General features: G+C 72.4%; 18 protein-coding genes. 9 read left to right on the top strand and 9 right to left on the bottom strand.

All coding sequences use genetic code 11. From position 1 onward, the window contains the following. The first annotated feature begins 29 nt into the window (after window positions 1-29). The 3 genes from G7Z13_RS12650 to G7Z13_RS12640 all read left to right on the top strand — a co-directional run bounded on the left by G7Z13_RS12650 (window position 30) and on the right by G7Z13_RS12640 (window position 5,775). Window positions 30-3,749, top strand: coding sequence for an ABC transporter ATP-binding protein (locus G7Z13_RS12650; protein ID WP_165998798.1), 3,720 nt, complete (start codon window positions 30-32; stop codon window positions 3,747-3,749). A 116-nt stretch (window positions 3,750-3,865) separates the two neighbouring features. After that, window positions 3,866-4,255 carry a hypothetical protein gene (locus G7Z13_RS12645; protein ID WP_165998796.1) on the top strand — a complete coding sequence of 130 codons (390 nt, stop codon included), beginning with the start codon at window positions 3,866-3,868 and terminating at the stop codon, window positions 4,253-4,255. A 92-nt stretch (window positions 4,256-4,347) separates the two neighbouring features. Next, window positions 4,348-5,775 carry a S28 family serine protease gene (locus G7Z13_RS12640; protein ID WP_165998794.1) on the top strand — a complete coding sequence of 476 codons (1,428 nt, stop codon included), beginning with the start codon at window positions 4,348-4,350 and terminating at the stop codon, window positions 5,773-5,775. A 60-nt stretch (window positions 5,776-5,835) separates the two neighbouring features. On the opposite strand, the gene G7Z13_RS12635 is transcribed toward G7Z13_RS12640, so the two are convergent. The 4 genes from G7Z13_RS12635 to G7Z13_RS12620 all read right to left on the bottom strand — a co-directional run bounded on the left by G7Z13_RS12635 (window position 5,836) and on the right by G7Z13_RS12620 (window position 13,005). After that, a complete protein-coding gene (locus G7Z13_RS12635) occupies window positions 5,836-9,918 on the bottom strand; it encodes a trypsin-like peptidase domain-containing protein (RefSeq protein ID WP_277347437.1) in 4,083 nt (1,360 codons plus the stop codon). 62 nt (window positions 9,919-9,980) lie between these two features. Next, window positions 9,981-10,307: a CU044_2847 family protein gene (locus G7Z13_RS12630; RefSeq protein ID WP_165998792.1), complete on the bottom strand. Its 327-nt coding sequence runs from the start codon at window positions 10,305-10,307 to the stop codon at window positions 9,981-9,983. Window positions 10,308-10,377: 70 nt separating this feature from the next. Next, window positions 10,378-11,064 (bottom strand): hypothetical protein, encoded by a 687-nt coding sequence (locus G7Z13_RS12625; RefSeq protein WP_165998790.1) that lies wholly within the window; start codon window positions 11,062-11,064, stop codon window positions 10,378-10,380. A 111-nt stretch (window positions 11,065-11,175) separates the two neighbouring features. Continuing rightward, window positions 11,176-13,005 carry a glycoside hydrolase family 3 protein gene (locus tag G7Z13_RS12620; protein ID WP_240926193.1) on the bottom strand — a complete coding sequence of 610 codons (1,830 nt, stop codon included), beginning with the start codon at window positions 13,003-13,005 and terminating at the stop codon, window positions 11,176-11,178. A 568-nt stretch (window positions 13,006-13,573) separates the two neighbouring features. Here G7Z13_RS12620 and aroA point away from each other — a divergent pair. Continuing rightward, window positions 13,574-14,809: a 3-phosphoshikimate 1-carboxyvinyltransferase gene (aroA, locus tag G7Z13_RS12615; RefSeq protein WP_165998786.1), complete on the top strand. Its 1,236-nt coding sequence runs from the start codon at window positions 13,574-13,576 to the stop codon at window positions 14,807-14,809. Between the two features lie 22 nt (window positions 14,810-14,831). On the opposite strand, the gene G7Z13_RS12610 is transcribed toward aroA, so the two are convergent. The 3 genes from G7Z13_RS12610 to G7Z13_RS12600 all read right to left on the bottom strand — a co-directional run bounded on the left by G7Z13_RS12610 (window position 14,832) and on the right by G7Z13_RS12600 (window position 17,280). Further along, window positions 14,832-15,635, bottom strand: a complete 804-nt coding sequence (locus G7Z13_RS12610) for a sugar phosphate isomerase/epimerase family protein (RefSeq protein ID WP_165998784.1) — start codon at window positions 15,633-15,635, stop codon at window positions 14,832-14,834. Window positions 15,636-15,666: 31 nt separating this feature from the next. Continuing rightward, window positions 15,667-16,599, bottom strand: a complete 933-nt coding sequence (locus G7Z13_RS12605; protein ID WP_165998782.1) for a bifunctional helix-turn-helix transcriptional regulator/GNAT family N-acetyltransferase — start codon at window positions 16,597-16,599, stop codon at window positions 15,667-15,669. 87 nt (window positions 16,600-16,686) lie between these two features. Further along, window positions 16,687-17,280, bottom strand: coding sequence for a dihydrofolate reductase family protein (locus tag G7Z13_RS12600; RefSeq protein WP_165998780.1), 594 nt, complete (start codon window positions 17,278-17,280; stop codon window positions 16,687-16,689). A 178-nt stretch (window positions 17,281-17,458) separates the two neighbouring features. Between G7Z13_RS12600 and G7Z13_RS12595 the strand changes: the two genes are divergently transcribed. After that, window positions 17,459-17,854 (top strand): tautomerase family protein, encoded by a 396-nt coding sequence (locus G7Z13_RS12595; protein ID WP_165998779.1) that lies wholly within the window; start codon window positions 17,459-17,461, stop codon window positions 17,852-17,854. 124 nt (window positions 17,855-17,978) lie between these two features. Here G7Z13_RS12595 and G7Z13_RS12590 read toward each other — a convergent pair whose 3' ends face one another. Both G7Z13_RS12590 and G7Z13_RS12585 read right to left on the bottom strand, forming a co-directional pair. Next, window positions 17,979-18,380, bottom strand: coding sequence for a hypothetical protein (locus G7Z13_RS12590; protein WP_165998776.1), 402 nt, complete (start codon window positions 18,378-18,380; stop codon window positions 17,979-17,981). A 93-nt stretch (window positions 18,381-18,473) separates the two neighbouring features. Next, the gene (locus G7Z13_RS12585; RefSeq protein ID WP_165998774.1) at window positions 18,474-19,520 is read right to left on the bottom strand and encodes a LacI family DNA-binding transcriptional regulator; all 1,047 of its coding nucleotides are present in this window, start codon (window positions 19,518-19,520) and stop codon (window positions 18,474-18,476) included. Between the two features lie 522 nt (window positions 19,521-20,042). Here G7Z13_RS12585 and G7Z13_RS12580 point away from each other — a divergent pair. The 4 genes from G7Z13_RS12580 to G7Z13_RS12565 are packed head-to-tail and all read left to right on the top strand — an operon-like array spanning window position 20,043 to window position 23,951. Then, complete coding sequence (locus G7Z13_RS12580; protein WP_165998772.1) at window positions 20,043-21,194, top strand: Gfo/Idh/MocA family oxidoreductase; 1,152 nt, start codon at window positions 20,043-20,045, stop codon at window positions 21,192-21,194. Further along, entirely contained in the window at window positions 21,191-22,342 is a 1,152-nt protein-coding gene (locus G7Z13_RS12575) for a dihydrodipicolinate synthase family protein (RefSeq protein ID WP_165998769.1), read from the top strand. Before G7Z13_RS12580 ends, G7Z13_RS12575 begins: the two co-directional genes overlap by 4 nt. A gap of 32 nt (window positions 22,343-22,374) precedes the next feature. Further along, a complete protein-coding gene (locus tag G7Z13_RS12570; RefSeq protein WP_166004903.1) occupies window positions 22,375-23,205 on the top strand; it encodes a sugar phosphate isomerase/epimerase family protein in 831 nt (276 codons plus the stop codon). Between the two features lie 11 nt (window positions 23,206-23,216). After that, window positions 23,217-23,951 carry an MOSC N-terminal beta barrel domain-containing protein gene (locus G7Z13_RS12565; RefSeq protein WP_165998767.1) on the top strand — a complete coding sequence of 245 codons (735 nt, stop codon included), beginning with the start codon at window positions 23,217-23,219 and terminating at the stop codon, window positions 23,949-23,951. Window positions 23,952-24,120 lie beyond the last annotated feature (169 nt).

Raw genomic sequence — 24,120 nt, 5'->3', positions numbered from 1 at the left:
GAAACCGGATGAACACGGAGGGCACCCGCGTGAGCACGCAACGGGGATGGGCACGACGGCTGTGGGGCTATGCCTGGCGGTATCCCAAGGACGTCGTCCTCGCCCTCGGCTCCTCCCTCGCGGGCATGGCCCTGATGGCGATCGTCCCCCTGATCACCAAGGTGATCATCGACGACGTCATCGGTGACAAGACCCGCCAGATGGCCCCCTGGGCCGGCGCCCTCATCGGCGCCGCCCTCCTCGTCTACGTCCTCACCTACATCCGCCGCTACTACGGCGGACGGCTCGCCCTCGACGTCCAGCACGACCTGCGGACCGCGATGTACGCCACGATCACCCGGCTCGACGGGCGGCGCCAGGACGAGCTGTCCACCGGGCAGGTCGTCGGCCGGGCGACCAGCGACCTCCAGCTCATCCAGGGCCTGCTCTTCATGCTCCCGATGACCATCGGGAACTTCCTGCTCTTCCTGATCTCCCTGGTCATCATGGCGTGGCTGTCGATCCCGCTCACGCTGGTCGCCCTCGCCGTCGCGCCCGCCCTGTGGTGGATCGCCAGGCGCAGCCGCACCAAGCTGCACCCCGCCACCTGGTACGCCCAGGCGCAGGCCGCCGCCGTCGCGGGCGTCGTCGACGGCGCGGTCAGCGGCGTACGCGTGGTGAAGGGCTTCGGGCAGGAGGAGCAGGAGACGCAGAAGCTGCGCGAGGTCGGGCGGCGGCTGTTCGCGGGCCGGCTGAGGACCATCCGGCTCAACAGCCGGTACACCCCCGCCCTGCAGGCCGTCCCCGCCCTCGGCCAGGTCGCCATGCTGGCCCTCGGCGGCTGGCTCGCCGTCCGCGGCGACGTCACCCTCGGCACCTTCGTCGCCTTCTCCACCTACCTTGCCCAGCTCGTCGGCCCGGTCCGGATGCTCGCCATGGTCCTCACCGTCGGCCAGCAGGCCCGCGCCGGCACCGAACGCGTCCTGGAGCTGATCGACACCGAGCCCACCCTCACCGACGGCACCAAGGAGCTGCCCGCCGACGCCCCGGCGACCGTCGAGTTCGACGACGTCTCCTTCGGCTACGACCCCGAGCGGCCCGTCCTCGACGGCCTCTCCTTCGAGATCCGCCCCGGCGAGACCCTCGCCGTCGTCGGCGCCTCCGGCTCCGGCAAGTCCACCGTCTCCCTCCTCCTGCCGCGGTTCTACGACGTGACGCGCGGCGCCGTGCTGATCGGCGGGCACGACGTGCGCGAGCTGACCCTCGACTCGCTGCGCGCCGCGATCGGCCTGGTCCCGGAGGACTCGTTCCTCTTCTCCGACACCGTCCGCGCCAACATCGCCTACGGCCGCCCCGGCGCCACCGACGAGGAGATCGAGAAGGCCGCCCGCGCCGCCCAGGCGCACGGCTTCATCAGCGAGCTGCCCGACGGCTACGACACCGTCGTCGGCGAGCACGGCCTGACCCTCTCCGGCGGCCAGCGCCAGCGCGTCGCGCTCGCCCGCGCGATCCTCACCGACCCCCGCCTGCTGGTCCTCGACGACGCCACGTCCGCCGTGGACGCGCGCGTGGAGCACGAGATCCACGAGGCGCTGCGGCACGTCATGGAGGGCCGTACGACCCTCCTCATCGCGCACCGCCGCTCCACCCTGAACCTCGCCGACCGCATCGCCGTCCTCGACCGCGGGCGCCTCGCCGACCTCGGCACCCACGAGGAGCTGCAGGAGCGCTCGGCCCTGTACCGCCGCCTGCTCACCGACCCCGACGAGCTGGGCGGCGTCTCCCCGGGCCACATCCCGCCGGCCGCCCCCGCCGAGAAGGAGGACACCTCCGTCCGCGAGGAGCTGGACGCCGAGTTCGACGCCGAGCGGGGGGTGACGCCCCGGCTGTGGACCGGCGACCGCGAGCCGAAGGACACCGCACTCGCCGGCACCCCCGCCACCCCGGAGCTGCTGGCCCAGGTCGAGGCCCTGCCCCCGGCGACGGACACCCCGGACGTGGACGAGGCACGGGCGGTGCGCCCGGAGGACTCCTACGGTCTGCGCAGGCTGCTGAAGGGCTTCGGGGCGGCCCTGCTCGTCAGCCTCGCCCTCGTCGCCGTCGACGCGGGCATGGGCCTGCTCCTGCCCGTCCTGATCCGGCACGGCATCGACAGCGGTGTTTCCGAGCTGTCCCTCGGCGCGGTGTGGGCGGCGTCCGCGTTCGCCCTGGCGGCCGTGCTCGCCCAGTGGGCGGCGCAGACCGGGGAGATCCGGATGACCGGCCGCACCGGCGAACGGGTCCTCTACTCCCTGCGCCTGAAGATCTTCGCGCAGCTCCAGCGGCTCGGCCTCGACTACTACGAGCGGGAGCTGACCGGCCGGATCATGACCCGGATGACGACGGACGTGGACGCGCTGTCGACGTTCCTGCAGACCGGGCTGGTCACCGCGTTCGTCTCCGTCGTCACCTTCTTCGGCATCATGATCGCCCTGGTGGCGATCGACCTCCAGCTCGCCCTCGTCGTCTTCGCCACCCTGCCGCCGCTGATCGTCGCCACGTTCTTCTTCCGCCGGGCGAGCGTGAAGGCGTACGAGCTGGCCCGTGAGCGGGTGTCCGGGGTCAACGCCGACCTGCAGGAGACGGTCGCCGGGCTGCGGATCGTGCAGGCGTTCCGGCGCGAGCGGGACGGCGGGCGCCGGTTCGCCGAGCGCAGCGACGGCTACCGCAAGGCCCGCGTTCACGGGCAGTGGCTGATTTCCGTCTACTTCCCGTTCGTGCAGTTCCTGTCGTCGGTCGCGGCGGCGGCCGTGCTGGTCGCGGGCGCCGCGCGGATCGACGCGGGCACCCTCACCACGGGCGCCCTCGTGGCGTACCTGCTCTACATCGACCTGTTCTTCGCGCCGGTGCAGCAGCTCTCCCAGGTCTTCGACGGCTACCAGCAGGCGACCGTCTCCCTCGGCCGCATCCAGGAACTGCTCCGCGAGCCCACCTCCACGCGGTCCGCCGACAAGCCCCGCACGGTGGAGTCCCTGCGCGGGGAGGTCGCCTTCGAGGACGTGCACTTCGCGTACGGCTTGGCCGACGCGCCGGAGGAGGCCCTCACCGGCATCGACCTGCGCATCCCCGCCGGGCAGACCGTCGCGTTCGTCGGCGAGACCGGCGCGGGCAAGTCGACCCTGGTCAAGCTGGTCGCCCGGTTCTACGACCCGACGCGCGGCCGGGTCACCGTCGACGGCCACGACCTGCGCGACCTCGACCTCACCGCCTACCGCCACCGCCTCGGCGTCGTCCCGCAGGAGGCCTACCTCTTCCCCGGCACCGTCCGCGACGCCATCGCCTACGGCCGCCCCGACGCCACCGACGCCGAGGTGGAGGCCGCCGCCCGCGCGGTCGGCGCCCACGAGATGATCGCCCGCCTGGAGGGCGGCTACCTCCACGAGGTCGCCGAACGGGGCCGCAACCTCTCCGCGGGCCAGCGCCAGCTGATCGCCCTGGCCCGCGCGGAGCTGGTGAACCCGGACATCCTGCTCCTCGACGAGGCGACGGCCGCGCTGGACCTGGCCACCGAGGCCCAGGTCAACCAGGCCACCGACCGCCTCGCGGGCCGCCGTACGACCCTCGTCGTCGCCCACCGCCTCACCACCGCCGCCCGCGCCGACCGCGTGATCGTCATGGACCACGGCCGGATCGCCGAGGACGGCACCCACGAGGACCTGCTGGCGCGCGGCGGACGCTACGCCGAGCTGTGGCGCACGTTCGTGGGCGAGGACACCCCCGTGAACGCCTGACACCGGCCCCACACCGTCCCCTCCCGACCGCCCCGACGCAACCATCCGGCGTACGCCGCGCGTCCGTACATCCGTACGTCAATCTGCCGAGGGGTGCGGCACGGGAGGGGACGACTGTGGACTTGGGGGCGATACGACGGCGGATGGCGCTCGCGCTGTCCGTACTGACCGCGGCCGGCCTGCTCGCGCTCGCCGCGCCCGCGGAGGCGCACGCGGCGGCCGCGCCCTGTCCCGGGCGCAAGGTCAGGACGCTGCCGTTCTCCACGGGCTCGGTGCACGTGTACAAGAGCGGCGGGTACGTCTGCTCGGTGACCTACGCCAAGAACCCCGGCCCCCGGCGGACCATGTCGGTCAGCGTCCAGGCGCGCGGCCACCGGCCGGTGGTCCGCAAGGGCAAGTACCGCAAGCGCACGCCCGCCGTGACCGTGTACGCCGGGCAGCGCTGCGTCTGGGTCAAGGGCTCGGTGGGCGGAGGATCGGTCAGCTCGGGTTGGATCCTCTGCTGACGCCCGACACACCGTTCATCGAACTCCCCCTGGTGTGAACCGGGTTGCTCCGATAGCTTCCGGCGCACATCTGTTCTCACAGGGGAGGGTGCATGCGCAAGGCGCTCAGATGGCTGCTCGCGCTCACGGTGCTCATAGGCGCCTTGAGCACGGCGGGGACGGCCACCGCCGTCCAGCCGGAGGCCCAGGGCACGACCGACATCAAGGACCGGCTCCTCGCCGTACCCGGCATGAGCCTGGTGGAGGAGAAGCCGTACCCCGGCTACCGCTTCTTCGTCCTGAACTACGCCCAGCCGGTGGACCACCGCAACCCGGCGAAGGGCACGTTCCAGCAGCGGATCACCGTCCTGCACAAGGACGTCTCCCGCCCGACCGTCTTCTACACCAGCGGCTACAACGTCTCCACGACGCCCAGCCGCCGCGAGCCGACCCAGATCGTGGACGGCAACCAGGTCTCCATGGAGTACCGCTACTTCACCCCGTCCCGGCCCAGCCCGGCCGACTGGACCAAGCTGGACATCTGGCAGGCCGCCAGCGACCAGCACCGCATCTTCAAGGCCCTGAAGCCCGTCTACGACAGGAAGTGGCTCTCCACGGGCGGCTCCAAGGGCGGCATGACCGCCACCTACTACGAGCGCTTCTACCCCCGCGACATGGACGGCGTTGTCGCCTACGTCGCCCCCAACGACGTCGTCAACAAGGAGGACTCCGCCTACGACCGCTTCTTCGTCACCGTCGGCACCGAGGAGTGCCGCGACCGCCTGAACGGCGTGCAGCGCGAGGCGCTGGTGCGGCGCGAGTCCCTGGAGAAGCGGTACGCCACGTACGCGGCGGAGAACGGCTACACCTTCCACACCGTGGGCAGCCTCGACAAGGCCTACGAGGCGACGGTCCTCGACTACGTCTGGGGCTTCTGGCAGTACAGCCTGCTGTCCGACTGCGACACGATCCCCGCGGACGCGAAGAACGCGACGGACGACGAGCTGTGGAACACCCTCGACACGGTCGCGGGCTTCTCCTTCTACACCGACCAGGGCCTGGAGCCGTACACCCCGTACTACTACCAGGCGGGCACCCAGCTGGGCGCCCCCACCATCCACTTCCCGCACATCGAGAAGCGGTACATCCGCTACGGCTACCTGCCCCCGCGCCACTTCGTCCCCCGGGACATCGAGATGAGGTTCCAGCCGTGGGTCATGCGTGACGTGGACTCCTGGGTCCGCGACAACGCCCGCCGGATGCTCTTCGTCTACGGCGAGAACGACCCCTGGGGCGCCGAACCCTTCCGCCTCGGCAAGGGCGCCCGCGACTCCTACGTCTTCACCGCCCCCGGCGCCAACCACGGCGCCCGCGTCGCGGGCCTGACCGACTCCGAGAGGACCCTCGCCACGGCGAAGATCCTCGAGTGGGCGGGCGTCGCCCCCGCCCCCGTCCAGGCAGACCCGTCCAAGGCCAGGCCCCTGGCCAAGTACGACGCCAAGCTGGACAAGCGGGGGGTGGAGCGGACGCTGCGTCCGTAGTCCCACGCTGAGTGTCTGTGCCGACGGCGGGTCTCCCAGGCCAGGGACCCGCCGTCGCTGTCAGGGACAGACTGAGGGGTCGGCGCCGTGGGGGAGGTAGGCGGCGCGTTCGTCTTGGGTGAGGTCGCGGCCGAAAGTGCGGCAGATCTGCCGGAGAGCTTGATCAGGTTCCGGGATGGTGTCGATGTTCCACAGGCGCGCTGTCCCGTCGTGGCTCGCGGTGGCGACGGTGCGCCCGTTGGGGCTGAACGCCACGGACGTGACGCCGCTGAGGCTTCCGAGGAGTGCGGTGCGGGACGTGCCCGTGGCGGCGTCCCAGAGGTAGACGGTTCCGTCTACGCTGCCGGTGGCGAGGATGTCGTCGTGAGGGTGGAAGGCCACCGAGTACACCGCTGCCTTGTGCTTGGTCAGTGCGGCGGTCACTGGTTTGTGAGTTTCCGCATCCCACAGTTGGACGGTTCCGTCCTCGCTGCCGGTGGCAATCATGCGGCCATCGGCACTGAACGTCACCGACCAGACCGGGGCGTCATGCCCCGTGAGTGTATCGATCCTCTCGCCGGAGGCCGTATCCCATAGCCCCACCGTCGAGTCGGCGCTGGCTGTGGCGAGAATACGGCTGTTCGGGCTGAACGCCACGCCGTACACCTCCTCGTTGTGCGCCGGGAATTCGTCGAGGGGCTTGCCGGTGGTCGCGTTGCGAAGGACAACCGTTCCGTTGTCATCGGCGGTGGCGAGCGTTCGACCGTCCTTGCTGAACGCCACTGACCGCACCCAGTCGTCGTGTTCCTCATGTGTCGTGCGGTGCTTTCCGGTGGCCGCATCCCATAGGCGCACGGTTTCGTCGTTACCTGCTGTGGCGACGATGCTCCCACTGGGATGAATGGCCGCCATTTCCACCTCGTCACTGTGGCCAATGAGTTTCCTGTATTGTTCACCGTTCGTCGGGTTCCACAAGCGTGCGGAATGATCGGCGCTGGCCGTGGCGAGGGTGCGGCCGTCGCGACTGAAGTCCACCGAGTACACACCGCTGGTGTGTCCTATGAGGGTGGTGCGGTTGCTGCCGGCAGCCGCGTTCCACAGACGCACGGTCGCGTCGCTGCTCCCTGTGGCGAGCGTCCGGCTGTCCCGGCTGAACGCCAGCGCGAGGACCTTGTTCGCATGCCCGATCAAGTAGGCCCTGGGAGCGCCGGTGCTGGCGTCCCACAGCCGCACATGGCGGTCGTTGATGGTGGCGAAGGTCTTGTTGTCCGGGCTGAAGGCGATCAGGAACGCTACGTCGGGCAGTGATTGGCGTTGTTTGCCGGTGACCGGATCTCTCAGGTAGACCGCCTCGTGGGTGTCGGCGGTGGCGAGGGTCTTGCCGTTCTGACTGAAGGCCACGGAAGTCACAGGCAACTTGTGCTCTTTGAGTGTCCTGCGCAGTTCGCCCGTGTCGGGGTTCCACAGGCGGATGGTGTTGTCGGCGCCACCGCTGGCGATGGTGTGGCCTTTCGGGTGGAATGCGACCGCCCTGACAGGCTCTGTGTGTCCCTTGAGTGTCCTGCGCAGTTCGCCGGTGTCGGGGTCCCACAGGCGGATGGTGTTGTCGGCGCTTCCGCTGACGATGGTGTTGCCGTCACGACTGAACGCGATCGCCCTGACCGGCCCTGTGTGCCCTTTGAGGGTTCTGCCCGGTTCGCCGGTGTCGGGGTCCCACAGGCGGATCGTGTTGTCGGCGCCCGCGCTGGCGAGGACTTCGTCGTCCCGGCCGAACGCGACGGCGTTCACTGCGTCCTTGTGCCCTGAGAGAGTGTCGCGGGGCTTCAAGGTGTCCGTGTTCCACAGGCGGATGTACCGATCCACGCCGGCGCTCGCGATGGTGCGGCCGTCCGAGCTGTACGCAACGGCCCGCACCTCCCTGGTGTGCCCGGACAGACGGCGGTGCTCGGGCAAGGCACCTGTGTTCCTCAGGCTCTCCATGGCCTCGGACGTATGACTGGTTCGGTACGCCTTCACCGCCAACAACGCGGCCAGCTCCGGATTGGTATAGATCAGCTCGTTGGACTGCGTGGCCAGCTCCCGCGACACCGCCGCCTCCTCCGCCTCGACCACAGTCCGCCACTGCCACACCGCACCCCCCGCCGCCAACAGCGCAAGAACCAGCAGCGCTCCGAGCACCGCGTTCAGCCGCCTGCTTCGGCGGATGGCAGCTCGCTGGTTTTGTTGGCTCGCGGTGAGGAACTCCGCGATGTCCGCCGGCAGGCGTCGTTGCTGGGACCACTCGAGCGCTTCCCCGAGGGCCGTGCCCCGCAGCAGGTCGTCTGGGTCCTTGTGCCCGGCCCAGCGAGCCTGCCGCTCGCGGGTGCGGGAGAGCCACTCCTGGAAGCGGTGGTCCTGGTCGACCCACTGCCGCAGTGCGCCCCAGTCGCGGATCAGCGCCTCGTGGATGAGTTCGGCCACCGGTTCGCCGGGCGGGGCGCCGGGGGCGTGCGGGACCTGCTGTGTCTGGGTCGTGATGATGCGGCGGCGGGTGAGGGTGGCGAGGACGACGTCCACGGCCGTCTGCTCGTCGGTCCCGCCCGGATCGGCCGCGAGGTCGCGCAGCTCCTGGAGGGGGACCTGGGTGCGTACCGGGGTGATGTTGTGGCTGGGGTCGGCGGGGTGGACCAGCGAAGTGAGGGCCCGCCGGGCGATGACCTGCTGCTCGGGCGACAGCTCGTCGAGGGCGTTGTCGCACCACGTGGTCACGCTGCCGCTGACCTCGCCGATCCGCCGGTACGCCTCATGGGTGAGATAACCGTCCTGCCGCCGGTGCCACAGCTGGCTGAGGGTCATCTCCAGCAGGGGCAGCACCGTGACGGGCGCCTGGCGGGTGACGGCGGCCTCGGGGGTTGTCTCCAGGACGTCCCCGATGATCCGTTCCGGCAGTCCGGGCTGGAAGTGCAGGCCCACGTCTTCGGCGGGCAGCACGATGATGTCGTGCAGGTCCTGCTGGTCCAGGGTGCCCGGCACGTTCAGCAGACCCGGCGTCGCGGCTTCCAGCAGCCTGGGCGCCCGCGCCGCCAGTTGCGGATAGAAGTCGTCCCGCATGATCAGGATCACGGTGACTTTGGTGTACGCGTCGGCGGCCGAGGTGACTTCGTCGATCGCGGCCAGCAGCTCCCGCAGCCGCCCGTCGGTGCTCTGCACCAGCAGTTCCTCGAACTGGTCGATGACGAGCAGGACGCGCTGGGAGGACGGTTCGACCGCCAGCCTGCGGTTGACCGCCGCGATGATGCCGTCCTCGGTTGCCCCGGGCAGCCCGGCCCGCTCGATCTCGGCGAGCATGTCCTGCCGGGGCCGGGCGAGCACCGGCAGCCACTGGTCACTGCCGGGCAGTTCCCCCGCCGCCAGGGCCCGCAGCACCCCCGCCTGGATCAGCGACGACTTGCCCGAGCCGGACGGCCCGAGCAGCAGCGTCAGCCGCCGTTGCCGGCCCAGGTTGGCCAGGACCTGCCGTACGGCCTCCGAGCGGCCCTGGAACCACCGGGCGTGCTCGGCGGTGAACGGCTCCAGCCCCCGGTACGGGCACACGTCGCGCTCCGCCAGCTCCGGCAGCACCTCTCGCAGCACCGAGGTGGGAGTGACGTACGCGATGCCCAGCCCGCGCTCGTACGCGTCGGGCGCGGTGATCTCGGTGAGCATGCCGATGACGAGGCCGGTCACCTCGTCGAGGACGGGTCCACCGCTGAAACCGGTGGTGAGGTCGTTGGCGTCGGTCAGCTGCAGATGTGCTCCCCGGCCCCGCGCGGCGGGCAGCAAATCGCCGGTCACCCCGAACCCGAAGTGTCCTTCCGGCGGGGCCTGCGCGGGGAAACCGAAGGAGCGCACCCTGTGACCCCGGCAGCCCTCCGCGGACCCCAGGGGCAGGATCCGTACCCCGGCCGGCGGCTCGCTCAGCCGGACGAAGGCCACGTCCTCCGCGTCGACGGACCGCCACAGCTCGGCCGGGACGGTCCCCGGCACCCGTTCGGCGCCCACGACGTGCGGGAAGGTCAGCGTGACCCGCCCGCCGGGTCCGCCCCCGGCCGCCGCCACGACATGCGCGCAGGTGACGACCACCTCCTCGGCCACCAGGAACCCCGTCCCGGCGACCGCGCCGTCCGGCCCGAGGACCCGGGCCACCGCTGTCGGAAGATCGGAGGTGATGCCGTCGCCCGGCGTATTGTCCGCGCTGCTCACCGGGATCAGCCCTTTTGGTCGTCCTTCCAGGACATGGTCACCTTCAGGTGGCAGCTGGCCTGGCTTTTGGTGATCACGGCTCCGGCCTCGAAGGCCAGGTCGACGCCGAACTCCACCGTGATCGCGTCGGGGCACGCTTTGCGCAGCTGCGCGAGGGTGGCGCGGGCGGCTTCGGTGACCGGCTCCAGGGCGCCTTCCAGGGTGACCGGCAGATCGCGTACGGCGTCGCCGACCCGACCCGCTTTGACGGGTCCGCCGTCCGTCGGCAGGCCCGGCTGCTCCACCAGGACCCAGCCCCCGTCGCCCAGTGGAATGCGAGTGAGAGGTGTCATCACGAACTCCTCGGCCTCTCTCCCCACGTTCCTCGCTTCCGGCCCGGAGCGCATCCGGAGGGCGGGAGCGTCATACCGGACGGGCGCAGCCCACCGGGTGCTCGCCGTGCAGGTGGATGTAGAGGGCGGTCGGGGGCGGGCAGTCCGAGCGCCGGCGGACCGCTCCCGTCACCCGGTACTCGGGTTCGCGCTCGCCCTGGCCGTCGCAGCGCGTCTCGCGGACCTCGCCGTCGCCGGAGGCGTAGACGCAGTCGCCGACGATGGTGCGGGGACCGCCTCCGCCGCCGGGGTCGCCGGGGTGCGGGGGCTGGAGGGAACGCATGCAGGCGTAGCCGCGCGGGATCGCGCCGTCGCCGTCCTCGTCGAAGGACGGGCGCTGTTCGCTGATGTGGAGGACGAAGTCGGTGGTGGCGGGGCACAGAGGGCCGTCGCGCACCGTGCCGTCGTGGCGGGCCACCACGCGCGCGGCGGCGCGTTCGCTGCCGCACGAGACCTCGGTGAAGCTGCTCGTGCCGAACGAGCTGCACTCGTCGACGCCCAGGAACTCGGCCCCGTAACCCGTGGGCACGGTCCCGGCCGCCGGTGAGGCGGGTCCGGCCGGCCGCGGCGCGGGGGTGCCGCCCCGGGCGGACGGCAGGGGCTGACAGCTCGTCAGGAGCGACAGCAGCAAGCCCAGCGACAGGCTCAGGAGCAGGCCGAGCGCGGCGTCCGGCAGGGCGCCCGGCACGGCACCCGGTACGGCACGTCTCTCACCCATGTCCCATCCCCCCACCCCCGTCCAGCGTGACCCGCCGCGGCGGGCCCACGCCAGACGCGCGGAGCGCTTTGCGCCCGTTGGGGGTGGTGCGCCAGGTGTGTGACGTAGGGGCTAGTACGTCTTGTACGACAAACCGTGTCCGACCGGGTACAGCACCCGCGCGGGATCGTCGGCCCGCTGCACCGGCACCGGCAGCCTGCCGCGCGGATCGACGACTCCGGCGATGACCCGGGCGGCGGCGCGTACTTCGACGTCCGTCCAGGAGTACGTCGCCAGGTACGCGCGGACGCCGGGCAGGCGGGCCACGTCGTACGGGTTGCGCACGGCCACCGCCACGACCGGGCGGCCCGTCGCGAGGAGTCGTTCCACCAGGGTCTTCTGGCTGCTCGTCGCGGTCACGTTGTACGTCGCCACCACCACCGCGTCCGCGTCCGCGGCCGCCGCGACGGCGCGGTCGATCACCGCCGCGGACGGGGCGGTGCCCGTGGAGAGCGCGGTGGCGGTGAAGCCCTGTTCCGTCAGGGCGTGCGCGAGGACGCCGGTCGGGGGGCCGGTGGTACCGGACGGGGAGGCCGGGTCGGCGCCCACCACCAGCAGGCGGGAGGAGTCGGCGGGGGAGAGCGGGAGCAGGTCGTCCTCGTTCACCAGGAGGGTGGTCGTGCGCTCGGCGATCCGGTCCGCCGTCCGCAGGTGGACGGGCGTGCCCACCGTCTGGTCCACCGCCTCCTCGTCGGTCCACGGGTGGTCCAGCAGGCCCAGCCTCGCCTTCAGGCGCAGCACCCGCAGGATCGATTCCTCCAGCCGTTCCTCCGTCAGTTCCCCGTCGTGCACGGCCCTCAGGACCGCGTTCCACGCCAGGTCCAGCCTGGGCGCGTTCAGCAGCTGGTCCACGCCGGCCTTCAGCGCCAGCACCGGCACCCGGTCGTCGCCGTACTTCTGCCGTACGCCCGCCATGTCGAGCGCGTCGGTGACCACCACCCCGTCGAAACCGAGCTGTTCGCGCAGGACGCCGGTGAGGATCGGGCGGGAGAGGGTCGCCGGATCGCCGGAGTCGTCCAGGGCCGGGACCAGGATGTGCGCGGTCATGACGGCGTCGATGCCGGCCTCGATCGCCGCGCGGAACGGCGGCGCGTCCAGCCTCTCCCACTGCTCGCGGGTGTGCTTGATGACCGGGAAGCCGTAGTGGCTGTCGATCTCGGTGTCGCCGTGCCCGGGGAAGTGCTTCGCGGCCGCCGCGACGCCCGAGCGCTGGTACCCGGCGGTCTCGGCGGCCACCAGCTCGGCCACCGCCCCCGGGTCGGCGCCGAAGGAGCGCACGCCGATCACCGGGTTGGCCGGGTTGACGTTCACGTCGGCGACGGGGGAGTAGTCCTGCCGTACGCCCATCGCGCGCAGCTCCTTGCCGGCGATCCGGCCGAGGGTGCGCGCGTCGGTGCGCGAGCCGCCCGCGCCGATCGCCATCGCGCCGGGGAAGAGCGTGGCCGGCTTGCCGATGCGGGCGACGATGCCGTGCTCCTGGTCGGTGGAGATCAGCAGCGGCAGACGGTGCGGGAGGGCCAGGGAGGCGCGTTGCAGACCGTTGGAGAGCGCCGCGATCTGGCGCGGGGTGCGGGTGTTGTGCGCCCACACGAAGTAGATGACCCCGCCCAGGCGGTACTTGGCGACCAGCTCGGCGGGGGTGCGGACGCCGAACTCGCGCAGGTTGGCGTCGATGTCGGCCTGGTCGGGCGCGTCGGCGGAGTGGCCGTAGGCCCGGGAGACGAAGAGCTGGCCGACCTTCTCCTCCAGGGACATCCGGGAGACGATGCGGCGCAGCCGGTGGTCGTTGTGCGCGTGGGCGGGGCCGGTGACGGCGAGGGCGGCGGTGACGCCCGCCGCGGTGGCGGCGAGGACCGAGCGTCTGGAGGGTTTCGCGGTGTTTCCTGTGCTGGTGTCGGGCACGTGCGCTCCTTCCGGAGGAGGTCCGCTGAAGGAAACTTCCGAGGGGTCACCAATATCCGGGAAGTTTCTGCCAGTCAAGGGAACGCACAGTACCCAGCGAAGGGGCCGCCACCGGCGCACGGGAGGGAGGCGCGCCGGTGGCGGCATACCGCCGGCCGCTGCGCGGCGGAGAGGGTGGTCGGCGTTCGCAGCCTGCGGCGAGGCCGACACCGCACCGCGGTGACTCTCCGGCGGTCGACGATGGGACGACGGCGACGCGGGAGGGGTTCCCGCCAGACGGACGGATTCCGGAAGTCGGTGGCTGCGGGGGTGGTGGGGTGCGCGGGGCGTTCGAGGGTGGGGGCGCACGGGTGTGAGGGCCGGTGGTGTGCGGCGTACGGGCGTGCGTGCCGGTGGTGGGTGGCGTACGGGCGGGAGGACCGGGGGCGTACAGGCGTGAGGGCGGGGGATCTTCGCCGCCCACGCGGCAGCGGCCCCGGCCCAGTCGAGGGCCGCCGGACCCGGCTCGCGGCGGTCCATCCCGTGGACGTTCCCGCCCCAGGGGCGACCGTCGGCCGATCATAGGGACATGCCCGTAGTCGACATCCCCGGTTCCAAGTCCATCACCGCCCGCGCCCTCTTCCTCGCGGCGGCAGCCGACGGCGTCACCACCCTGCTGCGGCCGCTGCGGTCCGACGACACCGAGGGCTTCGCCGAAGGCCTGGCGCGGCTCGGCTACCGGGTCGGCCGCACCCCGGACACCTGGCAGGTCGACGGCCGACCCGAGGGCCCCGCCGCGCGCGAGGCCGACGTCTACTGCCGCGACGGCGCGACCACGGCCCGCTTCCTGCCCGTCCTCGTCGCCGCGGGCCACGGCACCTACCGCTTCGACGCCTCCGAGCAGATGCGCCGCCGCCCCCTGCTGCCCCTCAGCCGCGCCCTGCGCGACCTCGGCGTGAAGCTCCGCCACGAGGAGAAGGAGGGCCACCACCCGCTGACCGTGGAGGCCGACGGCGTCGAGGGCGGCGAGGTGACCCTGGACGCCGGCCTGTCCTCGCAGTACCTGACGGCCCTCCTCCTGCTCGGCCCGCTCACCCGCCGCGGCCTGCGGATCACCGTCACCGACCTGGTGTCCGTGCCGTACGTCGAGATCACGATCGCGATGATGCGCGCCTTCGGCGTGGAGGTACGCCGCGAGGGCGCCACCTACGTCGTCCCGCCCGGCGGCTACCGCGCCACCACCTACGCCATCGAACCGGACGCCTCCACCGCCAGTTACTTCTTCGCCGCCGCCGCGCTCACCGGCGGCGAGGTGACCGTCCCCGGCCTCGGCGCGGGCGCCCTCCAGGGCGACCTGGCCTTCGTCGACGTACTGCGCCGCATGGGCGCCCACGTGGAGACCGGCGCCGACCGGACCACGGTGCGCGGCAGCGGCGAGCTGCGCGGCCTCACCGTCAACATGCGCGACATCTCCGACACCATGCCGACCCTCGCCGCCATCGCGCCGTACGCCTCCGGACCGGTGCGCATCGAGGACGTCGCCAACACCCGCGTGAAGGAGTGCGACCGGCTGGAGGCCTGCGCGCACAACCTGCGGCGCCTCGGCGTGCGGGTGGAGACCGGCCCGGACTGGATCGAGATCCACCCGGCGGCCCCCGCACGCGACGTGGAGATCACGTCCTACGGCGACCACCGCATCGTGATGTCCTTCGCGGTGGCGGGCCTGCGCGCACCCGGCATCTCCTTCGACGACCCGGGCTGCGTCCGCAAGACCTTCCCCGGCTTCCACGAGGAGTTCGCGAAGCTGGCCGCGGCTCTGCGCTGAGCGGGCGCCCGCGGCGGGCGCGTCACGCCGAGTCGTTGAGCAGGCGGGCGAGACGGTCCCGGCCCGCGCTCAGCAGCCCGGGCAGCGGGGGCGCCGTCTCGTACCAGCGCTTCTCGTACTCCCAGCACAGCCAGCCGTCCCACCCGTGCCGCGACAGCACCTCGACGCACTCGGCGAGCGGCAGCACGCCCGCGCCGAGCGGGAGCGGGGCGGTGTCCTCGGCGGAGGCGATGTCCTTGACCTGGACGTAGCCGAGGTGCGGGGCGAGGGCGGCGTACGTCTCGGAGGGCTGCTCGCCGCCCAGCCAGGTGTGCATCACATCCCACAGGGCGCCCGCGCTCCGGTGCCCGACCGGTCCGAGGACCCGGATCACGTCGGCGCCCGTGCGATGCGAGTCGTGGGTCTCCAGCAGGATCCGCACGCCCGCGTCGGCGGCGAGTTCGGCGGCCACGCCCAGCCGCCGGGCGGCCGTGGCGTCGGCCTCCTCGGGCGGCTGCGCGGCGACGTCGGCGCCCGGGAGGACCCGGACGAACGGGGCGCCGAGATCGCGGGCCAGGTCGAGCAGGGCGCGGATCTCCGTGAGCACCGGCTCGTCGTCGCCCGGCGCGGCCACCCGCGGGTACCCGGCGAGGCCGAGCAGTTCGACACCGGACGCCTTGAACTCGGCCGCGATGTCGGCCCGTTCGGACGGGCTGAGCGCGGGGTGCACCGGTTCCTCCCGGTGCGCGCGCAACTCGACCCCGTGATAGCCGTGCTCCGCCGCGAGACGCAGCACATCGGGGAGGGGGAGACCGGGGACGCCGAGGGTGGAGAACGCCAGTTTCATACTTATCGACCCTACTCGGCGCTCCGCGGTGTCACTCGGATGCCGCGCGCAGATCCAGCCGCCAGTCCTGCCCGACGAGGTCCTTGCCGAAGGAGCGGTGCGGCTTCTCGGCGACCGGCGTGAAGCCGTGCCGCCGGTAAATTCGCCGGGCGGCGGCCAGCACGTCGTTCGTCCACAGCACCACCTCCCGGCAGCCCGCCTCGCGCGCGAACGCGACGACCGCCGCGACCAGCCGGTCCCCGATGCCGAGGCCGCGCGCGTCCGGCTCGACCAGCAGCAGCCGCAGCCGGGCCGCGCCGGGCGCCGTGTCGCGCACGCACATCACGCACCCCACCGGCCGTCCGTCCAGCTCCGCGATCCACACCCGCTCCCGGCGCGGGTCGTGATCCTGCGCGTAGTCGGCGACGATCCTCGCCACCAGCGCCTCGTACTCGGCGTTCCAGCCGTACTCGGCGGCGTACAACGCGGCGTTGCGCTGCACGATCCAGCCGAGGTCGCCGGGGGCGGGCGCGCGCAGGACGACGTCTTCGGGGCGGGGGACCCGGCCGCCGGACAGCAGCGCGCGCACCGTCCGCAGCGCCTCCGCCAGCCGCGGCCGGTCCTCCGGCGCGACGCCCGCGAGCAGCGTGCCGACCGCCTGCCGGGCCCGCTCGTCCAGCAGCTCGGCGGTCTCCCGCCCGCGCGGGGTGAGCCGGATCCGCCGCCGCCGGGGATCGCGCTCGGAGGGCCCGCGCTCGACGAGCCCGTCCCTCTCGAACTTGTCGAGGATGCGGGTCAGGTACCCGGCGTCCAGATGGAGCTGGGTGCGCAGGTCGGCGACGTCGGTGCGCGGCGCGTGGGCCAGCTCGTAGAGCACGCGGGACTCGGTGAGCGTGTACGGCGCGTACAGGTGGCGCCCGTGGTCCAGCGCGCCGATCAGGTGCGTGTAGAAGCGGTTGAAGGAGCGGATGTCCTGGACCGTCATGCTCGCCCCCGCGTGCCTTTGACTCAGGCAGAGGTGCCGTACGGTGTCGAGCCTAGGCCCGCCGTCCGCTCCCGTCCACGGGACGGTTCACCCGGCCGCCCGCCGGTAGACGTTGACCAGCGTGCCGGCGTCCGACCTCGTCGTGGAGACCAGCTCGAAGGGGAACTTCGCGCCCCCGCTCGGGAAGATCGACTTGCCGCCGCCCAGCACCACGGGCATCACGATCAGCCGCAGCTCGTCCGCCAGGCCCTCGTCGATCAGCGTGCGCGCGAGGGTGGGGCTGCCCATGACCAGCAGGCCCCGGCCGTCGCTCTCGCGCAGCTTCCGCAGCTCGGCGACGGCTTCCGAGCGGGGGATCCGCACGGTGTTGTCCCAGGTCAGGTCGGACTCGCCGAGCGAGTCGGAGACGACGTACTTCCGGAGGGAGTTGATCCGGTCGGCGAACGGGTCCCCGGCCCGCTCGGGCCACGCCGACGCCATGTTCTGCCACGTCCGCCGCCCGAACAGCAGCGCGTCCGCCGCCTCCAGCGCCGCGTCGAAGGCTCCGCCGACGACCTCCGGGTCGAAGTAGGGGTGCGTCCAGCCGCCGTGCGCGAAACCGCCGTCCACGTCCTCCTCGGGGCCGCCCGGGGCCTGGACGACGCCGTCGAGGCTGATGAACTCGCTGATGATGATGCGCATCTGGGATCTCCCGGGTTTCGCGGTGGGGGTGCGTGTGGGTGTGCGTGTACGTCTGCGTGCTGTGTCGGGGGATAGACGGCCGACCGGGCCGAAAGTAATCGCACGCGAGCGGATCTGTTCACCGAACTGTCTGTAACTACTAGTATGTACAGCCCCGACGACAGGAGGCCGACCCCTCATGCCCCTCGTCCGCATAGACGCCTGCGCCGCCGGTGACCCCGACCGCCTGCCCGCCCTCGGCCGCGCCGTCCACCAGGCCCTGACCGAGACCCTCGGCATCCCGCCCGAGGACCACTTCCAGATCCTCACCGCCCACGACACCGCCGCCGGCACCCTCCGCTACGGCGACTACCTCGGCGTCCCCCGCGACGCGGGCATCGCCTACGTCGCCATCACCCTCCGCGCGGGCCGCACACCCGGACAGAAGCGGTCCCTGTACCGCCGTATCGCCCAACTCGCCCACGACCACGCCGGAGTCGAACCGCGCAACGTCTTCGTCACCCTCACCGAGAACGGACCAGCCGACTGGTCGCTCGGTCACGGTGAAGCGCAGTACGCCCCCGGCCCCACCTGACCGGCCCGCCCCCACGGGCCATCGGGCGTCGGGCCGGACGACCACCGGTGCCGGACCCGCACGCCGCGGTGTGATGCCGTCTCGCCCACCGCGCGACCGTCCCCACCAGGGGAGGAGCCGGGCGCTATGCCTGCAGTGCGGAGTCGAAGCGGACGAAACCGGCGATGCGGGAGTGGAACGTCAGCTCACACTGCTCGCCGAGCGCCGCACGCACGCCCGCCGCCACATCGGCGTCCGGCTCGCCGAACACCTCGAAGCGCTCCACCCGGCAGTGCTTCATCACGTCCTGGATGTACGGGTCCGCCAGCTTCCAGTGGACGCGGACCGCGTCGGAGTCCCGGTACAGCTGGAAGCTGTGGGCGAGCATCCGCTCCTCGTCCACGAAGGTCTCCACCATCAGCTGCGGTCCGTGCCGCTCCGCGAACGCCACTGCACTGGCGATGGCGTCGCGAAAGCCCTCCAGGTGACCGTCCGTGATGCGCATGGTGTTCCGGAAGAGGAGGATCGTCGATTCCCGAGTGGTCATGACCCCGACCCTCGCTCCTCAACCGTGGTTGAGGTCAAGCCCGGTGTCCCCGGCGGCATCCCGGCTGTCGCGCGGGGCGGGCGTGCTGCCCCTTCAGGACTTGGGCGCCCCCGAGGAACCCCGCACCATCAGCTCCCCCCGCACCGTCGCCACCCCGCCCGGCGGCGGTTCCTCACGGCCCATGGCGATACGGCCCGCGCGGGCGCCCGCCTCGGCGAGGGGCAGGCGGACCGTCGTCAGGGACGGCACCGCGTCGATGCTGAAGGGCAGGTCGTCGAAGCCGGCGACGGAGACGTCCTCGGGGATGCGCAGGCCCGACTCGCGCAGGGCGGCGCAGGCGCCGAGGGCGACGGAGTCGTTCGCGGCGACCACCGCGGTCAGCGTGGGGTCGCGGCGCAGCAGCTCCAGGGTCGCCTCGTAGCCGGAGCGGCGGTCGTAGCGGCCGTGGACCGTCCAGCGGGGGTCCTCCTCGATGCCCGCCGCGGCGAGCGCCGCGCGGTGCCCCTCCAGACGGTGGCGGGTGGTGGTGCGCTCCTCGGGGCCGGCGATGTAGCCGAGGCGGCGGTGGCCGAGCCGGATGAGGTGTTCCGTCAGCTCCTTGCCGCCGCCGCGGTTGTCGAAGGTGAGGGCCACGGCGTCGGTGTCCGGCGCGGGCGGGCGCCCGCACAGCACGACCCGGGTCCCGGCGTCGCTGAGCTTGCGCAGCTTCGCCGCCACCGCCGACGCGTGCGGTTCGTTCTCCACGGCCCCGCCGGTCAGCACCACGGCGGCGGCCCGCTGGCGCTGCAGCAGCGTGAGGTAGGTCAGCTCGCGCTCGGGCGAGCCGCCGGTGTTGCAGACGACCGCCAGCCGCTCGCCGCCCGCGCGTCCGCCGGGCCCGCCGATCTCGGACTGGATCGCGCTCGCCATGATCCCGAAGAAGGGGTCGGCGATGTCGTTCACGAGGATGCCGACGAGGTCGGACGTCGCGGCGGCGAGCGCGCTCGCGGGGCCGTTGAGGACGTAGTCCAGCTCGTCGACCGCCTTCAGCACCCGCTCCCGGGTCGAGGCGGCCACCGGGTAGTTCCCGTTCAGCACGCGCGACACCGTCGCGGGCGAGACCTGGGCGCGGGCCGCCACGTCCGCCAGGGTCACCGTCATCTCGTCGTCCTCCGGTCGCGCGTCTCGCGCATGTCGCGCATCTGTCGTACCTCGTCGTACACCGCCGGCGTGGGGCGGGGGAGCCCGGCGGGGGAGACGGTCGTGCACCAGGCTGCCCACCAGGTCACCCGTCGGTCACCCGTCGGCCGCCCGAGGCCCACCCGCCGGTCGCCCGCCAGGCCGCCCGAGGGCCACCCGCCGGCCGCCCACCAGGCTGCCCGCCGGACCCCCGGCAGCCCCCGTCACCCCGACTCTCCCACCACGTCGTCCTACACGGTCACCCGCCCGCTCACGGTTCCGTGCAGACGATAAGCCCGACCATAAGCCCGACGGCCCCGCGTGTTCGCCCCCTCGAACGAACCGAGTGTGCACCGGTCTTGTCCGGACCCGTGCCGAGAGGCTAGCTTCTCCCTATAGAAAGCGCTTGCTGTACCGCTCACCAGTCACTGCCGGCACGGCCAGGGGGCGTACGCGGCGCGCACACCCGCGTACGACGCGTACGACGCCTAGGAAGGAACCGACGTGACACGCAAAACGGTGCGTATCGCCATGAACGGTGTGACGGGGCGGATGGGCTACCGCCAGCACCTCGTCCGCTCCCTCCTCGCCATCCGGGAGCAGGGCGGCCTCGACCTGGGCGACGGCACCGTGCTGTGGCCCGAGCCGGTCCTGGTCGGCCGCCGCGAGCACGCGCTGAGGGCGCTCGCCGATCGGCACGGCCTGGAGCACGTCTCCACCGACCTCGACGCCGTCCTCGCCGACCCGGACACCGACATCTACTTCGACGCGCAGGTCACCTCCGCCCGCGAGGAGGCGATCAGGAAGGCGATCGCCGCCGGCAAGCACGTCTACACCGAGAAGCCCACCGCCACCGGCCTCGACGGCGCCCTGGAGCTGACCCGCCTGGCCGCGCGGGCCGGCATCAAGCACGGCGTCGTCCAGGACAAGCTGTTCCTGCCGGGCCTGCTCAAGCTCAAGCGCCTCATCGACGGCGGCTTCTTCGGCCGGATCCTGTCCATCCGCGGCGAGTTCGGCTACTGGGTCTTCGAGGGCGACTGGCAGGCCGCCCAGCGCCCGTCGTGGAACTACCGCGCCGAGGACGGCGGCGGCATCGTCGTCGACATGTTCCCGCACTGGGAGTACGTGCTGCACGAGCTGTTCGGCCGGGTCACCTCCGTGCAGGCGCTCACCGCCACCCACATCCCGCAGCGCTGGGACGAGGAGGGCAAGCCGTACGACGCCACCGCCGACGACGCCGCCTACGGCATCTTCGAGCTGGAGGGCGGCGCCATCGCCCAGATCAACTCCTCCTGGGCGGTCCGCGTCCACCGCGACGAACTCGTCGAGTTCCAGGTCGACGGCACCGAGGGCTCCGCGGTCGCGGGCCTGCGCAACTGCCGCGTCCAGCACCGCAGCGCCACCCCCAAGCCGGTGTGGAACCCGGACATCCCCGCCACCGAGGTCTTCCGCGACCAGTGGCAGGAGGTCCCGGACAACCAGGAGTTCGACAACGGCTTCAAGGCCCAGTGGGAGCTGTTCCTCAAGCACGTCTACGCCGATGCCCCCTACCACTGGGACCTGCTCGCCGGCGCCCGCGGCGTCCAGCTCGCCGAGCTGGGCCTGAAGTCCTCGGCGGAGGGCCGCCGTCTCGACGTACCGGAGATCTCCCTGTGACCATCAAACTCCCCGACTTCCAGGGCGGCCTGCGCGCCTACGAGCCGCGCACCGACCCCCTCGCCGTCACCCCCGGCGCCCCCTTCACCTCCCGTACGGTCTTCTCCGCGGCGCACGTCGTCGCCGACCCGTACGCCGACGTCACCCCCGACTCCCCGGCCGCCGTCGACTGGGACGCCACCCTCGCCTTCCGCCGCCACCTGTGGTCCCACGGGCTCGGCGTCGCCGAGGCCATGGACACCGCCCAGCGCGGCATGGGCCTGGACTGGGCGGGCGCGGCCGAGCTGATCCGCCGGTCCGCCGCCGAGGCGAGGGCGGCCGGCGGCCGGATCGCCTGCGGCGTCGGCACCGACCAGCTCCCCGCCGGCACCCTCGCCGAGGTCCGCGCCGCCTACGAGGAGCAGCTCGCGGTCGTCGAGGAGGCGGGCGCCCAGGCCATCGTCATGGCCTCCCGCGCCCTCGCGAAGGCCGCCTCCGGCCCCGAGGACTACCTGGAGATCTACGGCCACCTGCTCCGCCAGGCCGCCGAACCCGTGATCCTGCACTGGCTCGGCCCCATGTTCGACCCGGCGCTGGAGGGCTACTGGGGCTCGTCCGACCTGGACGCGGCCACCGACACCTTCCTGGAGGTGATCGCCGCCCACCCCGACAAGGTCGACGGCATCAAGGTGTCCCTCCTCGACGCCCAGCGCGAGATCGACCTGCGCCGCCGCCTCCCGCAGGGCGTGCGCTGCTACACCGGCGACGACTTCCACTACCCGGAGCTGATCGCGGGCGACGACCAGGGCTTCAGCCACGCCCTGCTCGGCATCTTCGACCCGCTGGGCCCGCTGGCGGCCGAGGCGGTTCGCGTCCTCGACACCGGGGACGTCACGGGCTTCCGGGGCCTGCTCGACCCCACCGTCGAGCTGTCCCGCCACCTCTTCCAGGCCCCCACCCGCTTCTACAAGACGGGCGTGGTCTTCCTGGCCTGGCTGGCCGGCCACCAGTCCCACTTCACCATGGTCGGCGGCCTCCAGTCGGCCCGCTCCCTGCCGCACTTCGCCCACGCCTATGAACTCGCCGACGGCCTCGGCCTGTTCCCGGACCCGAAGCTGGCCGAGGAGCGGATGAAGACCCTGCTGGCGATGTACGGAGTGACCCAGTGACCGCGGACCTGACCCGCTTCTCCATCAACCAGATGACGGTGAAGCAGCTCTCCCTGCCGGAACTCGCACAGGCCTGCGGGCACCTTGGCGTCCGCAACGTCGGCCTGTGGCGCGAACCCGTCCAGGCGTACGGCGTGGAGGCCACCGCCGAACTGGTCCGCGACGCGGGCCTGACGGTGACCACCCTGTGCCGCGGCGGCTTCCTCACCGCGACCGACCCGGCCGAGCGCGCCCGCGCGCTGGACGACAACCGCCGGGCCGTCGACGAGGCGGCGGCCCTCGGCACCGACACCCTCGTCCTGGTCTCCGGCGGCCTCCCGGCCGGCTCCAAGGACCTGCACGGCGCCCGCGAGCGCATCGCCGACGCGCTCGCCGAACTCGGCCCCTACGCCGAGCGGCACGGCGTACGCCTCGCCATCGAGCCGCTGCACCCGATGTACGCCGCCGACCGCTGCGTCGTCTCGACCCTCACCCAGGCCCTCGACCTCGCCGAGCGCTTCCCCGCCCACCAGGTCGGCGTCACCGTCGACACGTACCACCTGTGGTGGGACGACCGGGCCCCCGCCGAGATCGCCCGCGCGGGCGCCGCCGGCCGGATCCACACCTTCCAGCTCGCCGACTGGACCACCCCCCTGCCGGCGGGCGTCCTCAACGGGCGCGGCCAGATCGGCGACGGCGCGATCGACATGCGCGAGTGGAAGGGCTGCGTCGAGGCGGCCGGCTACACCGGCGCCATCGAAGTGGAGCTGTTCAACGAGGAGTTGTGGGCGCGGGACGGGCGGGAGGTGCTGGCCGAGACCGTCGCGCGTTTCATCGAACACGTGATGGATGGAAAGCCTGAGGGAGCGATGTCCTCCGTGTGATGCTCGGAGGCATGGACACACAGCCGGGCACGGTCACCGCACTCTGGCGCTACCCCGTCAAGGCCATGCTCGGCCAACGCCTCCGCACCGCCGGTCTCACCGCACGAGGGCTCGCGGGAGATCGGCGGCTGGCGTTGCTGGACCCGGACAGCGGCGAGTCCGTCACCGCGCTCCTGCCTCGGCTCTACCAGACGGTCCTCGGCTGCGGCGCGGCCCTCGACGAGCGGGGCGGCGTCCGGATCACCCTGCCGGACGGCGCCGGCACCCACAGCACCGCCCCGGACGCCGACGCCGTGCTCTCGGCGTACCTCGGCCGGCCCGTCACCCTCGGCCCCGCCCCCGAGCCCGCCTCCCTCTTCCTCGGCGCCCCGGTGCACCTGATCACCACGGCGACCCTCCGACGGCTGGCCGCCGAGAACCCGCGCGGCCTCGCCGAACCGGAGCGCTACCGCCCCAACCTGCTCATCGACACCGGCGGCGACGGCTTCGCCGAGAACGACTGGATCGGCCGCGAACTGCGCGTCGGCGGCAAGGCCGTGCTGCGCGTGGTCGCCGGGACGCCCCGCTGCGCCGTCCCGACCATGGTCCACGGCACCCTGCCCCGCGACCCGGAGGCGCTGCGCGTCATCCGCCGCACCAACGCCTTCCCCGCCGCCCCCGGCCGCGCTCCGGAACCGATCGCGGGGGTCTACGCGGAGGTGGCCCGGCTCGGACCGGTCGCCGAGGGAGACCCCGTACGGCTCTGAAAAAAACCGGCCCCCGCGTGCAACCCTTCACCCGCCTCGCCGGTCGTACGGTGCATCAGGACTTCTGGAGGGGGATCCGGGGGGATCACGGGGGATCTCGGGGGTTCTGACGGAGGGGGCAAGCCGAGGGGGCCCCGTCGGGTAACCCCCGGGCCCCCACGCCGCGTCC

This window comes from Streptomyces sp. JB150 (genome assembly GCF_011193355.1).
Taxonomy (GTDB): Bacteria; Actinomycetota; Actinomycetes; order Streptomycetales; family Streptomycetaceae; genus Streptomyces.
Note: the sequence above shows the minus strand (reverse complement) of the source record. Positions and strands in the feature narration are given on the sequence as shown.

Coding starts and splice junctions, on each gene's coding strand:
- G7Z13_RS12605 (WP_165998782.1), bottom strand. CDS start 16,599: ATGACGGTCCAGGACATCCGCTCCTTCAACCGCTTCTACACGCACCTG.
- G7Z13_RS12630 (WP_165998792.1), bottom strand. CDS start 10,307: ATGACACCTCTCACTCGCATTCCACTGGGCGACGGGGGCTGGGTCCTG.
- G7Z13_RS12585 (WP_165998774.1), bottom strand. CDS start 19,520: ATGACGGTGACCCTGGCGGACGTGGCGGCCCGCGCCCAGGTCTCGCCC.
- aroA (WP_165998786.1), top strand. CDS start 13,574: ATGCCCGTAGTCGACATCCCCGGTTCCAAGTCCATCACCGCCCGCGCC.
- G7Z13_RS12570 (WP_166004903.1), top strand. CDS start 22,375: ATGACGGTGAAGCAGCTCTCCCTGCCGGAACTCGCACAGGCCTGCGGG.
- G7Z13_RS12595 (WP_165998779.1), top strand. CDS start 17,459: ATGCCCCTCGTCCGCATAGACGCCTGCGCCGCCGGTGACCCCGACCGC.
- G7Z13_RS12625 (WP_165998790.1), bottom strand. CDS start 11,064: ATGGGTGAGAGACGTGCCGTACCGGGTGCCGTGCCGGGCGCCCTGCCG.
- G7Z13_RS12600 (WP_165998780.1), bottom strand. CDS start 17,280: ATGCGCATCATCATCAGCGAGTTCATCAGCCTCGACGGCGTCGTCCAG.
- G7Z13_RS12590 (WP_165998776.1), bottom strand. CDS start 18,380: ATGACCACTCGGGAATCGACGATCCTCCTCTTCCGGAACACCATGCGC.
- G7Z13_RS12565 (WP_165998767.1), top strand. CDS start 23,217: ATGGACACACAGCCGGGCACGGTCACCGCACTCTGGCGCTACCCCGTC.
- G7Z13_RS12610 (WP_165998784.1), bottom strand. CDS start 15,635: ATGAAACTGGCGTTCTCCACCCTCGGCGTCCCCGGTCTCCCCCTCCCC.
- G7Z13_RS12640 (WP_165998794.1), top strand. CDS start 4,348: ATGCGCAAGGCGCTCAGATGGCTGCTCGCGCTCACGGTGCTCATAGGC.